This is a genomic window from Wolbachia endosymbiont of Atemnus politus, from assembly GCF_013309895.1.
Genome location: NZ_JAAXCS010000002.1, coordinates 13,482 through 30,669, shown reverse-complemented (window position 1 = coordinate 30,669; position 17,188 = coordinate 13,482). Strand labels below are relative to the sequence as shown.

At 34.9% G+C, this 17,188-nt stretch carries 13 protein-coding genes, 1 tRNA gene and 2 pseudogenes; 14 read left to right on the top strand and 2 right to left on the bottom strand.

Going from position 1 to position 17,188, the window contains the following annotated elements; translation table 11 throughout:
- Positions 1 to 41: 41 nt before the first annotated feature.
- Positions 42 to 2,510, bottom strand: a complete 2,469-nt coding sequence (locus HET73_RS00315; RefSeq protein ID WP_343033053.1) for a reverse transcriptase domain-containing protein — start codon at positions 2,508 to 2,510, stop codon at positions 42 to 44.
- Between the two features lie 448 nt (positions 2,511 to 2,958).
- Between HET73_RS00315 and HET73_RS00310 the strand changes: the two genes are divergently transcribed.
- The 8 genes and pseudogenes from HET73_RS00310 to HET73_RS08870 all read left to right on the top strand — a co-directional run bounded on the left by HET73_RS00310 (position 2,959) and on the right by HET73_RS08870 (position 10,667).
- The gene (locus HET73_RS00310) at positions 2,959 to 5,904 is read left to right on the top strand and encodes a reverse transcriptase domain-containing protein (protein ID WP_174133856.1); all 2,946 of its coding nucleotides are present in this window, start codon (positions 2,959 to 2,961) and stop codon (positions 5,902 to 5,904) included.
- 175 nt (positions 5,905 to 6,079) lie between these two features.
- The gene (locus HET73_RS00305) at positions 6,080 to 7,003 is read left to right on the top strand and encodes an AAA family ATPase (RefSeq protein WP_246209528.1); all 924 of its coding nucleotides are present in this window, start codon (positions 6,080 to 6,082) and stop codon (positions 7,001 to 7,003) included.
- Between the two features lie 63 nt (positions 7,004 to 7,066).
- Positions 7,067 to 7,276, top strand: a complete 210-nt coding sequence (locus tag HET73_RS07580; protein ID WP_246209525.1) for a hypothetical protein — start codon at positions 7,067 to 7,069, stop codon at positions 7,274 to 7,276.
- A 3-nt stretch (positions 7,277 to 7,279) separates the two neighbouring features.
- A complete protein-coding gene (locus HET73_RS09605; protein ID WP_369333893.1) occupies positions 7,280 to 7,855 on the top strand; it encodes a UbiD family decarboxylase domain-containing protein in 576 nt (191 codons plus the stop codon).
- Between the two features lie 65 nt (positions 7,856 to 7,920).
- Positions 7,921 to 8,767, top strand: a pseudogene (locus HET73_RS09600) (UbiD family decarboxylase).
- 41 nt (positions 8,768 to 8,808) lie between these two features.
- On the top strand, positions 8,809 to 9,336 hold the full coding sequence (locus HET73_RS00295) for a phospholipase D-like domain-containing protein (protein WP_174133855.1): 528 nt from the start codon (positions 8,809 to 8,811) through the stop codon (positions 9,334 to 9,336).
- A gap of 232 nt (positions 9,337 to 9,568) precedes the next feature.
- The gene (locus HET73_RS00290; RefSeq protein ID WP_246209514.1) at positions 9,569 to 9,949 is read left to right on the top strand and encodes a hypothetical protein; all 381 of its coding nucleotides are present in this window, start codon (positions 9,569 to 9,571) and stop codon (positions 9,947 to 9,949) included.
- Between the two features lie 595 nt (positions 9,950 to 10,544).
- On the top strand, positions 10,545 to 10,667 hold the full coding sequence (locus tag HET73_RS08870; RefSeq protein ID WP_255453346.1) for a hypothetical protein: 123 nt from the start codon (positions 10,545 to 10,547) through the stop codon (positions 10,665 to 10,667).
- A 3-nt stretch (positions 10,668 to 10,670) separates the two neighbouring features.
- Here HET73_RS08870 and HET73_RS00285 read toward each other — a convergent pair.
- Positions 10,671 to 10,747: transfer RNA gene (locus HET73_RS00285), tRNA-Met, on the bottom strand.
- A gap of 90 nt (positions 10,748 to 10,837) precedes the next feature.
- Between HET73_RS00285 and HET73_RS00280 the strand changes: the two genes are divergently transcribed.
- The 6 genes and pseudogenes from HET73_RS00280 to HET73_RS00260 all read left to right on the top strand — a co-directional run bounded on the left by HET73_RS00280 (position 10,838) and on the right by HET73_RS00260 (position 17,187).
- The gene (locus HET73_RS00280) at positions 10,838 to 12,871 is read left to right on the top strand and encodes a ComEC/Rec2 family competence protein (protein ID WP_174133859.1); all 2,034 of its coding nucleotides are present in this window, start codon (positions 10,838 to 10,840) and stop codon (positions 12,869 to 12,871) included.
- A gap of 52 nt (positions 12,872 to 12,923) precedes the next feature.
- The gene (locus tag HET73_RS07575; RefSeq protein WP_246209512.1) at positions 12,924 to 13,556 is read left to right on the top strand and encodes a hypothetical protein; all 633 of its coding nucleotides are present in this window, start codon (positions 12,924 to 12,926) and stop codon (positions 13,554 to 13,556) included.
- A gap of 174 nt (positions 13,557 to 13,730) precedes the next feature.
- Positions 13,731 to 14,564, top strand: a complete 834-nt coding sequence (locus HET73_RS07570; protein ID WP_246209509.1) for a hypothetical protein — start codon at positions 13,731 to 13,733, stop codon at positions 14,562 to 14,564.
- Positions 14,552 to 15,538, top strand: coding sequence for an RluA family pseudouridine synthase (locus HET73_RS00270; RefSeq protein WP_218939283.1), 987 nt, complete (start codon positions 14,552 to 14,554; stop codon positions 15,536 to 15,538). The genes HET73_RS07570 and HET73_RS00270 overlap by 13 nt, the downstream gene beginning before the upstream one ends.
- Before the next feature lie 32 nt (positions 15,539 to 15,570).
- Positions 15,571 to 16,363 (top strand): annotated as a pseudogene (gene virB9 / locus HET73_RS00265) (P-type conjugative transfer protein VirB9).
- A 308-nt stretch (positions 16,364 to 16,671) separates the two neighbouring features.
- On the top strand, positions 16,672 to 17,187 hold the full coding sequence (locus HET73_RS00260; protein WP_174133853.1) for a cytochrome b: 516 nt from the start codon (positions 16,672 to 16,674) through the stop codon (positions 17,185 to 17,187).
- Position 17,188 lies beyond the last annotated feature (1 nt).

Sequence of the window (17,188 nt, the reverse complement as noted above, 5' to 3'; positions counted from 1 at the left end):
TTTTACGTAAAAATCTCATTTCTGCGGCTGTAATCCTTGATTCATCTTTCTTTTTTTTGAGTCCAGGTTTCACTCCCATATAGTAAAGTTGGTTTGGCTATTGTGTTGTATATTCTGGTTCTTGTATGTTTTTGTACTTGATTGGGTTTGAAAACTTTGTTGATGAGTCCTGTAATTTTTGTATAATTCATTAGTTTTATTTCTATATCTATTTCATCTTCGTATGATAAGGTACATCCTAAATATTTAAACTTGTTTACTTGTTCAACTATTCTATTGTTAATAACTATTTTACTTCGTACTGGATCATTGCCCAAGAAGGCCATCACTTTTGTTTTTTCTATTGAAATTTCCATTCCGTAGTCTTTAATTATATTAGTTAATTTGAAAATTGACCTTTGTAATTCGGTTTCACTATTTCCTATTATTATTTGATCGTCTGCAAAAAGTAGTGTATTTAGATTTATTTTTCTGTTAATTTTAAAACCTCCTGTGTTTATTTCTTTCCATTTCTTTAATATGCTCTCTATATATAAATTGAATAAAAGTGGGGAAAGAGGGCACCCTTGGCGTACTCCCCTGTTAATAGGTTTCCAATCTGAAATTTTGCCATTATTTTTTATTGCTATTTTATTATCTTGATATAGATTAACTATTGCTTTGTGAAGGTTTGAGGGAATTTCTAATTCTTTTAGTATATCCCAAAGTTTGCCTCGGAGGACTTTATCAAAGGCCTTAATGTAGTCTATAAAAGCTATATGAGTCTCAATGTTAAACTCTCTGTGTTTTTCTATTAGAATTTTCAGGGTAAATGCTGGGTCTATACAAGATCTTCCCTTTCTAAAACCATTTTGTTCTTCACCAAGTTTTGATTCTGTTATGCTTCTCAATTTATTATTCAGGATTTTAGCATAGATCTTATAACCAGTATTAAGTAAGCTTATGCCTCGGTAATTATTGCAGTCAGATTTAGGTCCTCGTTTGTGTATAGGGATTATTAGAGCTCTGTTCCAGTCTTGTGGACATATTCCCTCATTCCATATTAGGTTGTAAAAGTTAAGTAGTCTTCTATAAAATTGTGTTCCTGCATATTTAATCAACTCTGCATATATTCCATCTTCTCCTGGAGACTTTCCTGTTCTAGTTTGATTTATTGCATCTTTCAGTTCTTCCATTGTTATATGTTCAGTTTGGATTGTGCTGCTGTAATGAAATGCTGTAAGATGTTCATCTTCATCATACCACAACTTCTGATAGTAATCTAGCCAGGTATCGGTTTTGATGATGTTAATATCTGCATTTTCTTTAGTTTCTCTATTTAAACTTTTTAGGATTTTATATGTATTAGGTCTTTTTAAAGTGCAATCTCTTTCAAGTTTTGTTACAAAATGATCCCATGATTCTCTATTTTTCTTTCTGCATGCTTGTTTTGCTAATGCTCTTTTCCTGTTATATTCTATTTTTGACTCAATTGTTTTTTGATTCAGCCAATTTCTATAAGCCTTCTTCTTTTCTTCAATTACATGTTTTATCTCATCATCCCAGTTCCTAATTCCTCTTTTTCTCATCCAACTCCTCTTCATTCCCAGACTTTCTTTAGCAGCTTTGTCTATAATAGTCTTCAGATTAGTCCATTCTTCTTCTATGCTTCTGACTTCCTCTCTCTCCCTCATCCATTCTTCAATTCTTTTCTGATAAAGGCCTTTAATGCTTTCATCCTCTAGCAAACTGACTCTGTAGTGTTCTGATTTTGTATTTTGGCTTAATTTATTAGTTTTTTTCCATCTTGGTGTCCATTTGATTTTTCCAATTAACAAATGATGGTCTGAATCTATCTCTGATCCTCTAAATACTCTTGTATCTATTATCATTTCAGACATTTTCATATTGGAAATTATATAGTCGATAATGCTCTTATATCCTCTCGCTTCCCAGGTAAATCTATGAATATCCTTATGTTTAAATTGTGAGTTCATTATTTTTAAATTATTGTATAGTGTGAAATCTCTGAGAATGTTTCCATTTCTGTTGCAGGTTGGTTCACCTACATTTCCAATGTTCGGTCTATGTGGGGTATTGCCAATTCTTGCATTTAGGTCGCCCATAATTAATAAGTGATCATTTGGGTTTATTTTATCCTTAATTCTCTGTAGTTGTTTATAAAATTCGTCGGAGTCTTCTATTCTACCTTCTTCTGGAGCATATACGCCAATTATTGTTAGGTATCCTCTGTTAATTTTTAATCTTATTTCTATTATTCTGTCACTCCAGTAGTTATAATGGATGATATTTTTCCTTAATTGCTTATGGACAAATATCATCACTCCAGATTTTGCCCTTTCTTCTTTCTTCACACCGCTGTAGATGTAAATGTAGTTTTCGGATTCATCAGTTCCTTTTTGTTTTTTCTTTGTCTCGGTGATCACTGCTATTTGTACTCCTCGCTCCTCTAAGGCTTGATCCAGTTCTTGAAGTTTGTGGTGGATGCTTCGGACATTCCAAGTAGCTATTTTCCAGTGGGAGTTTTTCCGTTGTTTTGCCTTTTTTTGTTCCGTGTCCTTTTCGATGTTGAATTCCAGGCTGGTCCATCCTCCGGAGGTGCTGTCCTTTTATCACGTCTATGAGTCTTTGTAGTAAGAAGTGGTTCAACTGAGCTGGTTACTGGCCAACTGCAGTCTAGCTTGGTGGTGGGGCTGCCATCTTGAGGCCTCCAAGCATGCCTTTATTATGAAATCGGCCGCTCCTAACATGGAGAACAGACGCCGTTCTTGACCGCTCCTAACATGGAGAACAGACGTCAAGCAAGAAGGTGAGAAGACTTGCCGTTGTCCATAAAGAGGATCTTCCGCCATTGTCTTCGCCTGTAACCCCAGGTAGGGACCCTTACTAGGTGCTATCAGCCGGGCCAGCTGAACCTAGGTTTTTTAACGAGGTTGTTACTCCTCCCCCTCCTCCTTTTTGATCCGGGCTTGGGACCGGCACTGGCGGAGCTCAAAGCCCTCGGGAAGGTCTTTATCAGACAAATTCTCCTTTAACACAAGAGGCCAAGTCTTAAAAGTTGCAACTTGGAATGTCCGCACACTTTTTCAACCAGGTAAGCTGGACAACCTTGTTGAAGAGCTACATTCAATGGACATAGACATTGCAGGTATTAGCGAGGTGAGGTGGACAGAATGTGGAAAGATCACCAGAAAGGGATACGAGTTCTTCTACTCTGGAGGTGATAGGCATGAAAGAGGAGTGGGAATTGCAATGAAAAAGAAAGTGGCTCAATGTTTGCTGGGATGGTGGCCTATTGATGACAGAATGATCCTAGCAAAAATTGCAGCCAAGCCCTTCAACCTTGCTATACTGCAAGTCTATGCTCCAACCTCTGACCACGATGATGATGAAATTGAATTATTTTATGAAAAAATACAATCTGCATTAAAGCACCTGAAAAGTCAAGATTTCTTGATAATTTTGGGTGACTTTAATGCAAAAATTGGAAATAAGCCGTATCAAAACTTAATAGGAAAGTATGGTTTGGGAGAAAGAAATGAAAGAGGATCAAGACTTATACAATTCTGCAGCGAAAATGAATTAGTAGTAGCAAACACACTTTTCAAGCATCATCCCCGTAAGTTATATACCTGGAAAAATCCAGATGATACAATAAGAAACCAAATAGATTATATCCTCATTAAAAATAGATTCAAAAACAGCTTAATTCAAACCAAAACTTACCCAGGTGCAGATATTAGCTCTGATCATAATCCTGTAGTCTCTAAATTAAATATCAAATTGAAAAGAGTTACAAAAAGAAAAGAACCAAACATATTCGACATTGGAAAATTAAAAGATACAGACACTTTAGAAAAATTCACCATTGAGGTCAAAAATAGATTTGAAATATTAAATGAAAATTCCACCAATCTCCCATCCATTTCTGATCCTAATTTAATTGAATTGAAATGGCTTAATGTAAAGAACACACTAAAAGAGGCAGCAGAAGTAACTTTGAGTAAAAGGACTAGTCAGTACAAAAAAGATTGGATGACTGAAGAAATTCTAAATCTTATGAAACTAAGAAAAAGATATAAAAACAAAAATAGACCAGAATATCATTATTTAAACAAGAACATCAAATACAGGTGCAGATTAGCCAAAGAAGAATGGTATAATAATAAATGTAAAGAAATAGAAGATCTCCAAAAACAAAATAACAACTACAATGTTTTCAGAAAAATTGAGGAACTTACAGGAAAGAAAAAAATATACAACGGAAACAGAGGAATAAAGGACCCTAAAGGAAATGTGCTACTAGAAAAGAATGAAATTATTAATAGATGGACAACCCACATAAAAAATTTATATAAAGGCAGAGTGGAAAATATTAATATTGATTACAATCTAGATGGGCCTACAATAACTAAAGAAGAAGTTATGCATGCAATTAAACAAATGAAATCTGGCAAGACACCTGGACCTGATCAAATTTTTATTGAAATGCTAAAAACATTTGAAGTAAGCCTTATTAATGAAATAGTTGATATATTTAATTTGATTTACAATAGTGGCCAACTTCCTGATGACCTTTGCAAATCAATATTTATAAATATTCCTAAAAAACCTAATTCCTTAGAATGTGATGACTTTAGACAAATTAGCATTATGAGCCATATGACAAAAATTCTTTTAAAAATTATATTGAATAGAATCACTCAAAAAACAAATGAAATTAGTGACACTCAAACTGGCTTTCAAAAAGATAAAGGTACCAGGGAGAGCATTTTCAACTTTAGATCAATAATAGAAAGGGGACTGGAAGTAAACAAAGATATTTATATCTGTTTCATTGATTACACAAAAGCTTTTGATAATGTGGATCATCAAAGGCTTTTTGACATTTTAAGCAAATCTACAATAGATGGAAAAGATCTTAGGTTGTTAATAAATCTTTACAATAATCAAAAGTCAGCTGTTAAAATAGATTCAGAACTGTCAGATTACTTCAAAATTGGTAAAGGTGTCAGGCAAGGCTGTGTACTTTCGCCACTTTTGTTTAATTTATATAGTGAAGAAATTTTTAAAGACCTTGATTCTTTCAGTGGCATAGTTGTTGGAGGCAGGAACATCACAAACCTTAGATATGCAGATGACACAGTTTTAATATCTGATTCATTTGAAAACCTACAAAATTTGCTAGATGAAGTAAACTCTAGGGGAAAAAATTTTGGCCTTCAAATAAATTATAAAAAAACTAAATCAATGATAATTTCAAAAAGTAAATTAGTTTCAAGTTCACCCCTAATAGCTGATGAAAATAAAATAGAAAATGTCAGTAGCTATATTTACCTAGGTCATTGCATCAGTTCAGATGGAAGATGTAATCAAGAAATAAAGCGAAGATTAAACCTTGCCAGAACACATTTCATGAAAAGAAAATCCTTATTTACCTCAAAAGAACTCTCCTTACAGACAAGATTGAGATTAATCAAGTGCTACATCTGGCCAATTGCCCTTTATGGCATGGAAACATGGACAATGGGCAAAAACATCAGAAAGAGAATCAAAGCATTTGAAATGTGGACTATTAGAAGAGCAATGCATGTGTCTTGGGAAGAACGAATTACCAATGAAGATGTGTTGAGGATGGCTGGAGTTGAGAGAGAAATAATGAATCACATAATGCAAAGAAAAACCAGATATTTTGGTCATATAATCCGTAAAAATGACATTCAAAGGCTACTTTTGGAAGGAAGAATTGAGGGTACAAGATCAAGAGGAAGACAGAGATTGACCTGGTTTGACAACATCAAGGACTGGACCAACCATTCATATTCCACCTGCACAAGACTGGCTTCATCACGTACCAAGTGGCGCACCATAGTCGTCAATCTCCGAGACGGAGAGGACACATAGAAGAATATCAATTCCTTGTCCCTAAAGCACAACTTGATGGAATTGTTGGCATACAAGGAAGAGATATAATTGATGAAGCTCTCAGGCAAGCCCTTGGACCTTAGGGCATGTAACAAAGCTTCATGGCTGCACTGTCGAAGGCTTTCCTAAGGTCCAGTGATTGGATGGAAATTGGATGGATGCATTACAACAGTTAACACTTGCTATTGATAACACACATGAGAATGAACAAGTTGTTTTATTTTTTGATGAACTACCATGGCTAGCTACAAAAAAATCTGGTTTTCTAAAAGCATTAGAATATTTTTGGAATACCCGTTGGACATACCGAAAGAAACTTATCTTGATTGTTTGTGGTTCAGCGGTTTCTTGGATGTTAGAGAATTTAATTTATAGTAAAGGGGGGTTACATAATCGTATTACTACAAAAATACCTTTGCAGCCTTTTAACTTGCGCAAAACTAAAGAATATCTAAGATATTTAGAAGTCAACCTTAATCGCCAGCAAATATTACAGGTCTATATGGCTATGGGAGGGATACCACATTATCTTAAGGAGGTAAGTAAAGGATTATCGGCAGCACAAAATATTAATGTGATCTGCTTTCAGGAGGATGGTTTACTATTTGATGAATTTGATATGTTATTCCATTCTTTGTATGAAGAGCCAGAGACATATCTAAACATTATTCGTGCAATTGCAAAAAAGCCAAAAGGGATCAGTAGAAAAGAACTTATAAAAGTAACTAAAGTCGCTGAAGGTGGTCGCTTAACTACTAGATTAAGGAGTTTAGAAGAAGCAGGATTTATTGGTGGTTTTTTACCACTGAGTAAAGCGAAAAGAGGAGTATATTACAGAATAATTGACGAATATGTATTATTTTATTTAACGTGGATTGAACCGGTTAAGGAAGTAACAAAAAGGGCAATAATAAGTGATGCTCACTATTGGGAGCTAGCAATAAAGAAACCAGCCTGGCAAACATGGACAGGGCAAACATTTGAAGCAGTGTGTTTTAAACACGCTAATGTAATTAGAAGGAAATTAAATGTAGAGCATATAGCAGTCATATGTGGAGATTGGCAATATCACCCATAGATTAACATTAAAGAATCTGGTGCTCAAATAGATCTAGTTTTCGATCGAGAAGATGGATGTACAATGCTGTGTGAAATAAAGTATAGCGATAAACCTTATGCAGTAACAAAGGAATTTGTTGAACAATTAAAGAGAAAAGAAACAGTTTATAGAGAAAAAGCGAAGTCAAAAAAACAGATATTCTGGGTATTAATTGCTGCAAATGGAGCTTTTGAGAACCAATATCTAAAAGATACGATATATCATGTAATTACGCTGGAAGACTTGTTTTGAGCTATGTACAACAACTTACGCGACTTCATTAAAGCCTTAGAAGAAAAAAAAGATCTAATTAGGATTAAGAAAGAGGTTTCAACTGTTCTTGAAATGACAGAAATTCACCGTAGAGTCTTGTCAAACAAGGGACCAGCTATAATTTTTGAAAATGTTGTCACAGAAAATGGTAAAAGCACGATTCCAGTTCTGGTAAATTTATTTGGCACTATTGAAAGAATTGCATCGGGGCTTGGTATAAATCCTAATGAATTGAGGGATCTTGGTAAGCTTCTAGCATTTTTGCAGTCTCCTGAGCCACCAAGGAACTTTAAGGATGCAATAAAAATGTTTCCTCTGTTAAAAGTCGTGTTATCAATGCGAAGTAAGGTAGTAAAGAAGGCTCCATGTCAAGAGGTGGTGCTAACTGGAGATGAAGTAGATCTTGGCTTGCTACCTATTCAAACATGCTGGCCAAATGAGCCTGCACCGCTAATCACCTGGCCGGTTGTAGTAACAAAAGGCCCAACAAAAGACAAACAAGATAATTTCAATCTTGGAATATATCGTATGCAGGTCGTGGATAAAAAACGACTCTAATGCGCTGGCTTGCACATCGTGGAGGAGCAGGTCACCATAAACGTTGGAAGGAGAAGAGGTAGGATATGAAATTTCCTGCTGCTGCTGTGATCGGTAGTGATCCTGCAACGCTTATTGCCGCGGTGACCCCAGTACCAGAAACATTGTCAGAATACCAATTTGCTGGACTGCTGCGAAGGAAGCCGCTTGAACTTGTAAACTGTAAAACTATACCACTTCAAGTGCCGGCTCACGCGGAAATCGTTTTGGAAGGCTATGTAAGTTTGGATAGATACCAAGATGAAGGGCCATACGGAGATCACACCGGTTACTACAATTCTGTTGAGCAATTTCCAGAATTTGACATTACGGCAATTACAATGCGTAAAAACCCAATTTATCTCAGCACTTTTACTGGCAAGCCACCAGATGAACCATCGATTCTTGGTGAAGCACTCAACGAAATTTTTGTGCCCATTCTTATCAATCAATTTCCAGAGATAGTGGATTTTTATCTACCGCCAGAAGGTTGTTCCTATAGAATAGCAGTAGTGTCGATCAAAAAAATCTTATCCCGGACACGCGAAAAGAGTTGTTATGGGCATACTCTCTTTTCTAAAACAGTTTTTATACACAAAATTTATTATAGTTGTTGACGATGATATAAATATACGTGATTGGAAAGAGGTAATGTGGGCAATATCAACGAGAATGGACCACGTGCGTGATACAATTATGATAGAGAATGCACCAATTGATTATTTAGATTTTGCCTCTCCTGAAAGTGGCCTTGGAGGTAAAATGGGATTTGATGCGACAAATAAAATCCCACCTGAAACCAAACGAGAATGGGGAAAGAAAATTGAAATGAATGAGGAAATAGTAAGAAAAATTACGGAAAAGTGGGAGGAATATGGATTGACAGATAATTAAACTATGATATAGCTTATCACCATATATTCAGGTGGTGAGTTGTGAGGCTTTTATATCTTTTATTTCTGTTGGCATGTGTTTCTTTGTATTACTATACGGGTCACGTATTTTCGCCATGCCCAAAAGCTACGGTTTGCTTCTCACCTGAGGAAGATTGTGCTATACCGATAATAAGTGAGATAGACCGGTCTAAGGAATCTATTTTAGTTCAGGAATATACATTTACTCTTGGCACAGTCGCAAAATCTTTGATTAATGCTAAAGAACGTGGTGTCGATGTTAGAGTTATCTTAGACAAATCGCAGCTCCACTCAAAATACAGTGTAATAAATGGATTGTTTGCAAGTGGAATACCAGTTTGGATTGATGATAAGCCAAAAATTGCTCATAATAAGGTAATCATTATCGATAATCAAAAGGTTATTACAGGGTCGTTTAACCTCAGTAAGACAGCTGAAAAAGGGAATGCTGAAAATTTATTAATTATTGAAAACTATCCTGAATTAGTCCAGCAGTATTTGAAAAATTGGGAGATGCGGATGTTACAATCTTATCAATATATTCCCTAAACACTTAAAAAAAGTTTTCTAGTTGATTGATGTAATTACATATAGTACGATAAATTAAAAGTTTTAAGGGTTCAGTAATGGATTACATAAATGATGCTGCTGGTAGTTATACTACCGTTCATGATTTTTTCATAATAACGGAGTAGGGGACTATAAAGTTCAATGCAATTATGGCGGTGTGCCTTATGCCACTAATGAGTGTGTACATGCTAAGTTCTATACTGACAATTTTATGGATTCGCATTATGGCAGGGAGATAAAGATGTATCCTCAAAGTGAAAATTTAGCTAAAGAATATGCTGGGAATACGCTGCCTGTTTCAATATTACTGGATAAGGATTTGATAAAAATAAAAGAATGTCAGAAAAAAGCTAAATTTGTAGAACTAGAAGGGGAATCAGGTTCTATAGTGTATGACAAGCAAAAGCGTGTAAAGTGCTACACGACAAAGTTATCGTATGATGATATTTGTACTTATAATAACAACAAAGTTTCAGCGCTTAACATTAGATATGATGTGCCAAATGATCCAAAATACAGTTTAAATGTAGCATTCATAAAGGTTAATGATAATAAACCAGGGTTTTGGCAAAAGTTTAAAAACATGTTTTAATGTTTCTGAGTGGAGAGATTTTGTGGAGCTGCTTTAAACAGTAAGAACATCCAGTAGCTTTAGATTTTTCAAACCACAGAAACGGGACTAAAAACTCCTTGACAACCCCCGCCAATCTCATTATAATGACAATGAAGCTAATTATTTATCTTCTCTGTACAGATTAAACGACAAAAAAACTTAGTATATCTGGCGTCTCATGTTTAATTTTTTGCATTATGTGCACCTCATGTCTTTTACATTGTTGTCTACATTATCGACTAGTGCTGTAAATTGCGCCTATTTGGGCGCTTAAAAAGATTAAAAAACGCCAACTGATAAAATGATAGTGAATAACTAGCTGCCCTAGGTTTCTTTTGTCTTTTTTTCTGTTTAGTAAATTTCTTAACGTTTATAATTGAGACTAATTGTAGCTCAAAAGCGGCTGAGTCGCAGTTATTAGACGTTTAGAATAAGAGAACGCCATGTTTGAAAGTTAAATGTAAATAACTAGCCACCCACGGGGATTCTTTTGCCTTTTTTTTGATTTAGTAAATTTTTTAAATATTTATCACTACACTAGATCCCAGTACTGGGATGACAAGAAAGAGGCTACTTGGATGACAGGAGAAGGATGACTGGAATGAGATCCCAGTACTGGGATGACATCATTGAAGGCATTGGAATGACAAGAAAGGGGCTACTAGAGTTTGGCAGTTCAATGTTCGTACAGCTATAAAAATGGTTGCGGGAGTAGGATTTGAACCTACGACCTTCAGGTTATGAGCCTGACGAGCTACCGAGCTGCTCCATCCCGCGTCGTTGTTTATTTAGTTATTATATATACAATAATAGAAAATAAAAGAATAAAATCACCCCATAGTTGTGTATTTATTAACTTTCCTTGACATAATAGTTAGTTATATACGCAATAACCTACGCAATGAAAAATATAACTTGATACTGTGGTTTCCTGTTTTTCAGTGTGTAGGAATCTTAATTTATTTCTCTTTAAGTTCTGAACCAAGCTGCGTTTTTACTATGTCTGCTTTTCTTCTGCTCTTACCTACACTAATTCTGATTGCAATATTGTATAAAAGGTACGCGATGTTATGTATCGCTTTAATTGCAGTGCTCATAGGATTTACAGCCAGCAAGCTTAGAACAGCTTTAGTTGACACTCAAATTCTCGACAAAGAGAAGTACGTAAAAGATATGGTTGCTACAGTGAAGGATATTAACGACAAGGGCTCATACAAACAATTCTTGCTAGAGCCTTCCACCACCTCCCCTTTCACTCAAACTGCCCACATTGCTTTAGATAACATAAGAATATCAGTTAGAACGAAAGTGGAAAAAGGTATTAGAATAGGTGATCAAGTAAAATTATCAGCAAAGCTTTTTCCTCCCAAAATTGCACCTTCAGAGTACGCATATGACTTCGCAAGAATAGCATATTACCAGAAAATAAGTGCTACAGGTTTCGCAACAAATAAAGTAGCTCTATATAAAAAGGCTGAAGCAAGGAAATTTCAAGAGTATATAGAATCTCTCCGTCAATATATCTATGAAAATCTGCAGCGAAACATCAAAAAACCACATGCGGACATAATCTCCGCGTTACTGATTGGTAAAAAAGACGGAATAGATCAAAAAACTATGGATGCGATACGGAATTCAGGCATAGCACATTTGTTTGCTATATCTGGTTTACATCTATCATTTATTGCTGGTCTATTTTTTATAGTATTTCGTAATTTATTTGCAACATCTGAAACTTTGACCCTTAAGTATAACACCAAGAAGATATCCGCATTTCTTACTATTTTGCCAACCACGTTTTATTTATTGATCACTGGTATGCAAATTTCTGCTCAGCGCGCGTATATTATGGTGATCTTGGTACTTATTGCAATAATGATAGAGAGGAAATACCGAGGATTAATAGCAATTGCGTTTGCTGCCTCAGTGATACTCATAGTAGAACCAGAAGCAATCTTAAAGCCAGGCTTTCAGATGTCATTTTCCGCTGTTTTGGCACTGGTTGCTAGTTATCAGATTAATGCTAACAAATTATTCAAAATAAAAATAATAAAATATTTTGTATCAATAATGATCAGTTCAGTAATAGCAAGTTTAGCGACTGTTCCGTATACAATATACAATTTTAACTATCTTTCAATCAGTGGCATCATCACAAATTTAGTTGCTATACCAATAGTTACATTAGTTATCATTCCACTTGGAATAATTTATGTTTTGTTAATTCCTTTAGGTATTGAGTGGATTATAGCACCATTTATAGAACGTCCAATTGACAGTGTTTTGTATATAACAAATGCAATCGCCAGTCTTAAGTATTTGATTATCCCTATTCGCACTTTTCCTGCATCATCAATTATTATCATAACATTTGGGTTGTTGTGGCTGTGCTTGTGGGAGCGAAATTGGCGCTTCTTTGGAATTTTCTTTATTGTGCTGGGTATTTTCTTCAGCGCTGTGTATAGAACTCCTGATATTCTAGTCAGTGCTGACAATATCGCTGTAAAAGAAAATGACAACTTACTATATTCTCTCACTAGAAAAAATAGGAACTTTGTTGTCAGAACGTGGGCAAAGCAAAACGGGCAGAGTCAAATTTTGAATCACGCCAAATACAATAACTCAGACAAAAGGCCAAAGTATGGCTGCATATATAATAAAGGGAATAATAAATCAGTATTGTTTGCTTATAAAAAAGAAGATATAGAAAATTGTGATAAAGTTGATTTAATAATTCAATTAAGTAAATTTGCCTATCCAGTTTGTAACACTAAAACTATCAGGTATACTAATTTAAAAACACATGGTGCACATTCAATTTGGCTGACAAATAGTGACATAAAGATTAATAAAGTGCGTTCTAACCGACCTTGGCACGTGTCTTTGAGTCAAAAAGCTTGATTTTAAAGTGTTAATAATACATAATTAACTTAGTTAAGATATAAGAAAGTTTATGTTTTCAGATGCTAAAGGAAATCCTTTAAGTATTAATCTAAATCACAGTAACACCAAAATAGATGATGTTATTGGGTACCCTACCCAAATGTGGCGTGCAACAAAGAAATATTCTGTAAATAACACTCTACCTATAGCGGCTGTTAATACTTGGCTTCAATTTTCTTTTGCTTATATTGCTGCGGTAATAATAACTCATAATAATTTGAGTTATATCACAGACATCTATAATTCACAATTAATGCCGGCCTATGCTCTTGCTTCTGTTATTCTTGGAATAATTTTATTAGTTTCTCTTGTTATAAAACATATACATAAACAAGAGATCAAAGATGAAATAAAAAATGGTAAGAATACAATAGATATAAAGATTAGAGGCGGAGAAAGTGATGGAATAAATGAGATTGCTCAGAATGCATCAACAATAGAGATTGTTCCAGACACGAGCCTTATAGGCAACAAAAAAGAAAATTTTTCTATAGTTTTACCAATTTCCGAAAAACAGGGAGAAACATTGGAAAACAAAAGACAAGAGAACAGGAATAAAATTATTCTGCTTACTGTGCCATATGTACTTAGTGGTCTAATTGTAGCTGGTGCATTGGCAAAATTCGGCTTTGTTCATGTCTGAGGTTGGAAAGAATGGACTTTTATTGCAGCAGTAGGCATTATTACTATCGTTGGTATATACATAACATTAAGCAAATTAAAAAGTAATGAAGTAAATAACGCATGCAATACTGTTAAAAAATTCAATAACTTAGATATTCTACTTCCATGTAGAAAAGGTAGTGTTGTATCAGTAATGGAAAACAAATTTGAAAGTAAAGAGGAGAATGATGTTCAATCACAAATATTGAAGTTAGTTGATAATAGCTTTCTAAAACCCGCAAAGGCTAAGGTTGAAGAAGTGCTTAATGATGTAGGGGAAAATATAAAAGGAAATGTTGATGGAGCAAGAAAAGACGCGAATTGTTTGTTTAAGGGGATTGAAAAAAGTGTAAAGGAAGAATTGAATACAATAGATGCTAATGGTACAACAAATGCCGTTAAAGATGCAGCAGTTGCAGTAACAAATACTGTGAATAACTTGACCCTGAAAGCGTGCATTTCATGGGTATGGCCGAGTATACGATCTCAAAACAAAGAGGATGAGCAAACAACTGGATCTGGTTCCAAAACTAAAAATGACACTACTATACCTGATAATGGTCGTAGTTCTCCTTCCGAAAATGAAGATAACACCGCTAATCCATTAGAAAGTGAAGTAAAAGAACGACGTAAAAGGGTTAAAGCTCTGGAGTTACAAAAAGAAAGTAACGAATTAACACAAAGAGAAAAAGACTTAGAGAAAGAGCTTGCTGAGCAAGGAAAGATAAATAGGGAACAAGAAAAAACAGATGAACGGCAAGAAAAAATCAACGGCAAGCCAAGTGAATTTTTATATTACATATTAGAATCCATTAAGCTGGGAGAAAAGACGACGTTGCGGAATTTTAACAACAAGATAATAATACACTGGAAAGACGGTTCCCAGACAATTTGCCATATTAAAAAACAAGGTGATCTTCCTAGTACAAAAGTTGATTTTGTAGATCAAAATATTCAAGCAGCATTTAAAGTAGCTTGCGCGGGGTAGTTGTTATAGACCACTTAGAAGTAACCTTAAACATTAATAGTGATGAGAAAAAATTAAGGTTAGACACCTATATAGCTGAAAAATGCAACATGTCACGCAGTAAAGCTCAAAGACTAATACAGAATGAGCAGGTAAAATTACTTGGCACACCGATAATTAATAATGATCACATAGTAAAATCAGGTGAAGAGTATATAGTACATCTCGTTCAACCTGACATATTCACGTCAATTGAGTCTAATTATGACATAAAACTTGATATTATCTATGAAGATGAGAACATTATAGTTCTGAGTAAACAAAGCGGATTAACGGTACATCCAGGTGCTGGGACAAATAATGATACGCTTTTGAATGCAGTCATCGCTCACCTTGGTAAAACCCACGTAAGACCAGGAATTGTTCATAGACTCGATAAAGATACTAGCGGGCTAATGGTAATTGCAAAAAATGAGGAAGCCCATAGTTTTTTGTCTGAATTACTATCAAATCGTAAAATAAAGCGGGAATACTTAGCAGTAGTCTGGGGAACATTTCTCACTCAACAAGGAACAATAAAGACCTATATTGCTCCAAAGCGTGGTAATAAAGAAATGATGTGCGTGACAAAAACAACGGGAAAATTGGCAATCACTCATTATTCAGTGCAGAAAGTTGTGGGACAAGCAAGCCTGGTTAAATGCACTTTAGGAACAGGTAGGACACACCAAATTCGAGTACATATGAGCCACATAGGCCATTCTATTGTTGGTGACCAAGTTTACGGGAAAAATAGTAGCAAAAGTGCAAAACATGCCAAAAATTCTGATTTTATTCGCACCTTTAACAGACAAGCATTACATGCCTATAAGCTAGGATTATACCACCCAAAAAGTAACGAATATGTAGAATTCAAATCTGATCTACCAAAAGACATAAGAACTTTAATCGGTGAGTTTGAAGCCTTAACAGTTGCAGTGAATGCTTCTCAATGATAAAATGATGGTTGGTGTATAATTTTAATGTTATGATTAACTTATTGTTTGCCGTGCTATTGTTTTTTTTGTAGTGGCGATGCACTCGCAAAACAGGAACCACGTTCAATAGCTGCAGATAATCACATAAAGGTAATGAATTATAATCCACAGGCTATACATAAGTACACATGTTTTTATGGTTACCAATCCAGCATACTGTTTGAACCAGGTGAAGAAATACAAAACCTTTCAATGGGTGATCCAACCGGTTGGCAGCTCGTTCCTCAAGGTAACAGGTTATTTATTAAACCTATAGATGATATCGCCGATACTAATGCAACCGTAATTACTAATAAAAGAGTTTATTACTTTGAACTTCACGCTGAGGAAGCAACTGGACTAGATGATCCAAGGTTAGCATATGAAGTAAGGTTTCTTTATCCACTATTTAATAGTGACGAAATCTTCGCAACCAATAATGGTGACATCCTTGCACAAACTAGTCATACCACTATTCCTGATATAAATGATATTGAGGTTGTAAAAAAAGGCTTAAATTTTAATTATTCCATTTCACACGTTAAGGGCAGCCAATCAATAATACCAACTAAAGTCTTTGATGACGGAAAATTCACATATCTACAATTCAACAAGACAAGTTCCAATTTTCCAGCGGTTTTTATGGTTGACCCCGCAGGGTACGAATCTATAGTAAATTTTCGTACAGTTGATGATTATCTTATAATCGAAAGAGTAGGCTCTGTGTTTACTTTAAGAAACGGATCAAATACAGTTTGCTTGTTTAATGAAAACATGCCTTTTAAAAAAGGCAAGTGTAATTAACATAAACTATAAAATGCAGAACAGGAGCAAAGCGCTCAGTAAAGTGGTAAAACAAGCTGTGGAATATAAAGAACTTGTATCTCCTAGACATATGGCCATCATGAATGTGATGGAATAGCCATCAATAGGCGCGCCAGTCCTTGACCCTACCCAAATTTGTCAAGTGGTTTTTAGCCTCGTTTAGCAGCCGCTTGATTTCTATGGGTCTATGTTTACGTGCGCGAATGTTGATTAAGGCAGCAAGATTTTGTATAAATTATTTTGGTTGAAAAATAGTTTTTCTACTATATATAAGTTCTACTTTCAAAATGGAAAAATATAATTTAGGGTTAAGGGTTATCCATTGGTTAATGGCTGTTTTTATCATTGTTATGCTTTGTTCTGGGTTTTACATGAAAAGCTTACCGATTAGCAGTGAAATTAAATTCAGCATATATGCTATTCATAAGGCTTGTGGTATCACTATCCTTGGATTAGTCGCAGTACGTATATTTTTTCGTGTCTTTACCTGCGTTCCGCCACTTCCAGCAAATTTCTCTCGATTTGAGATCAATTCGAGCAAAACAGTGCACTTTTGTTTATATTTTTTAATGATACTGATACCGATGTCTGGTTATGTCATGTCTTCTGCTTCTGGTATAAAGATTAAATATCCTTTTTATATTCCTTTGTTAATCAGTAAAAACAAAGAGCTAGCTAATGCAGCCAATGGACTACATTCGATGCTTGCATACTTTATAATATTCTTTATAACCTTGCATATACTTGCTGCTTTAAAACACACATTTATAGACAAACAAAACATTTTTAAACGCATTATATAGA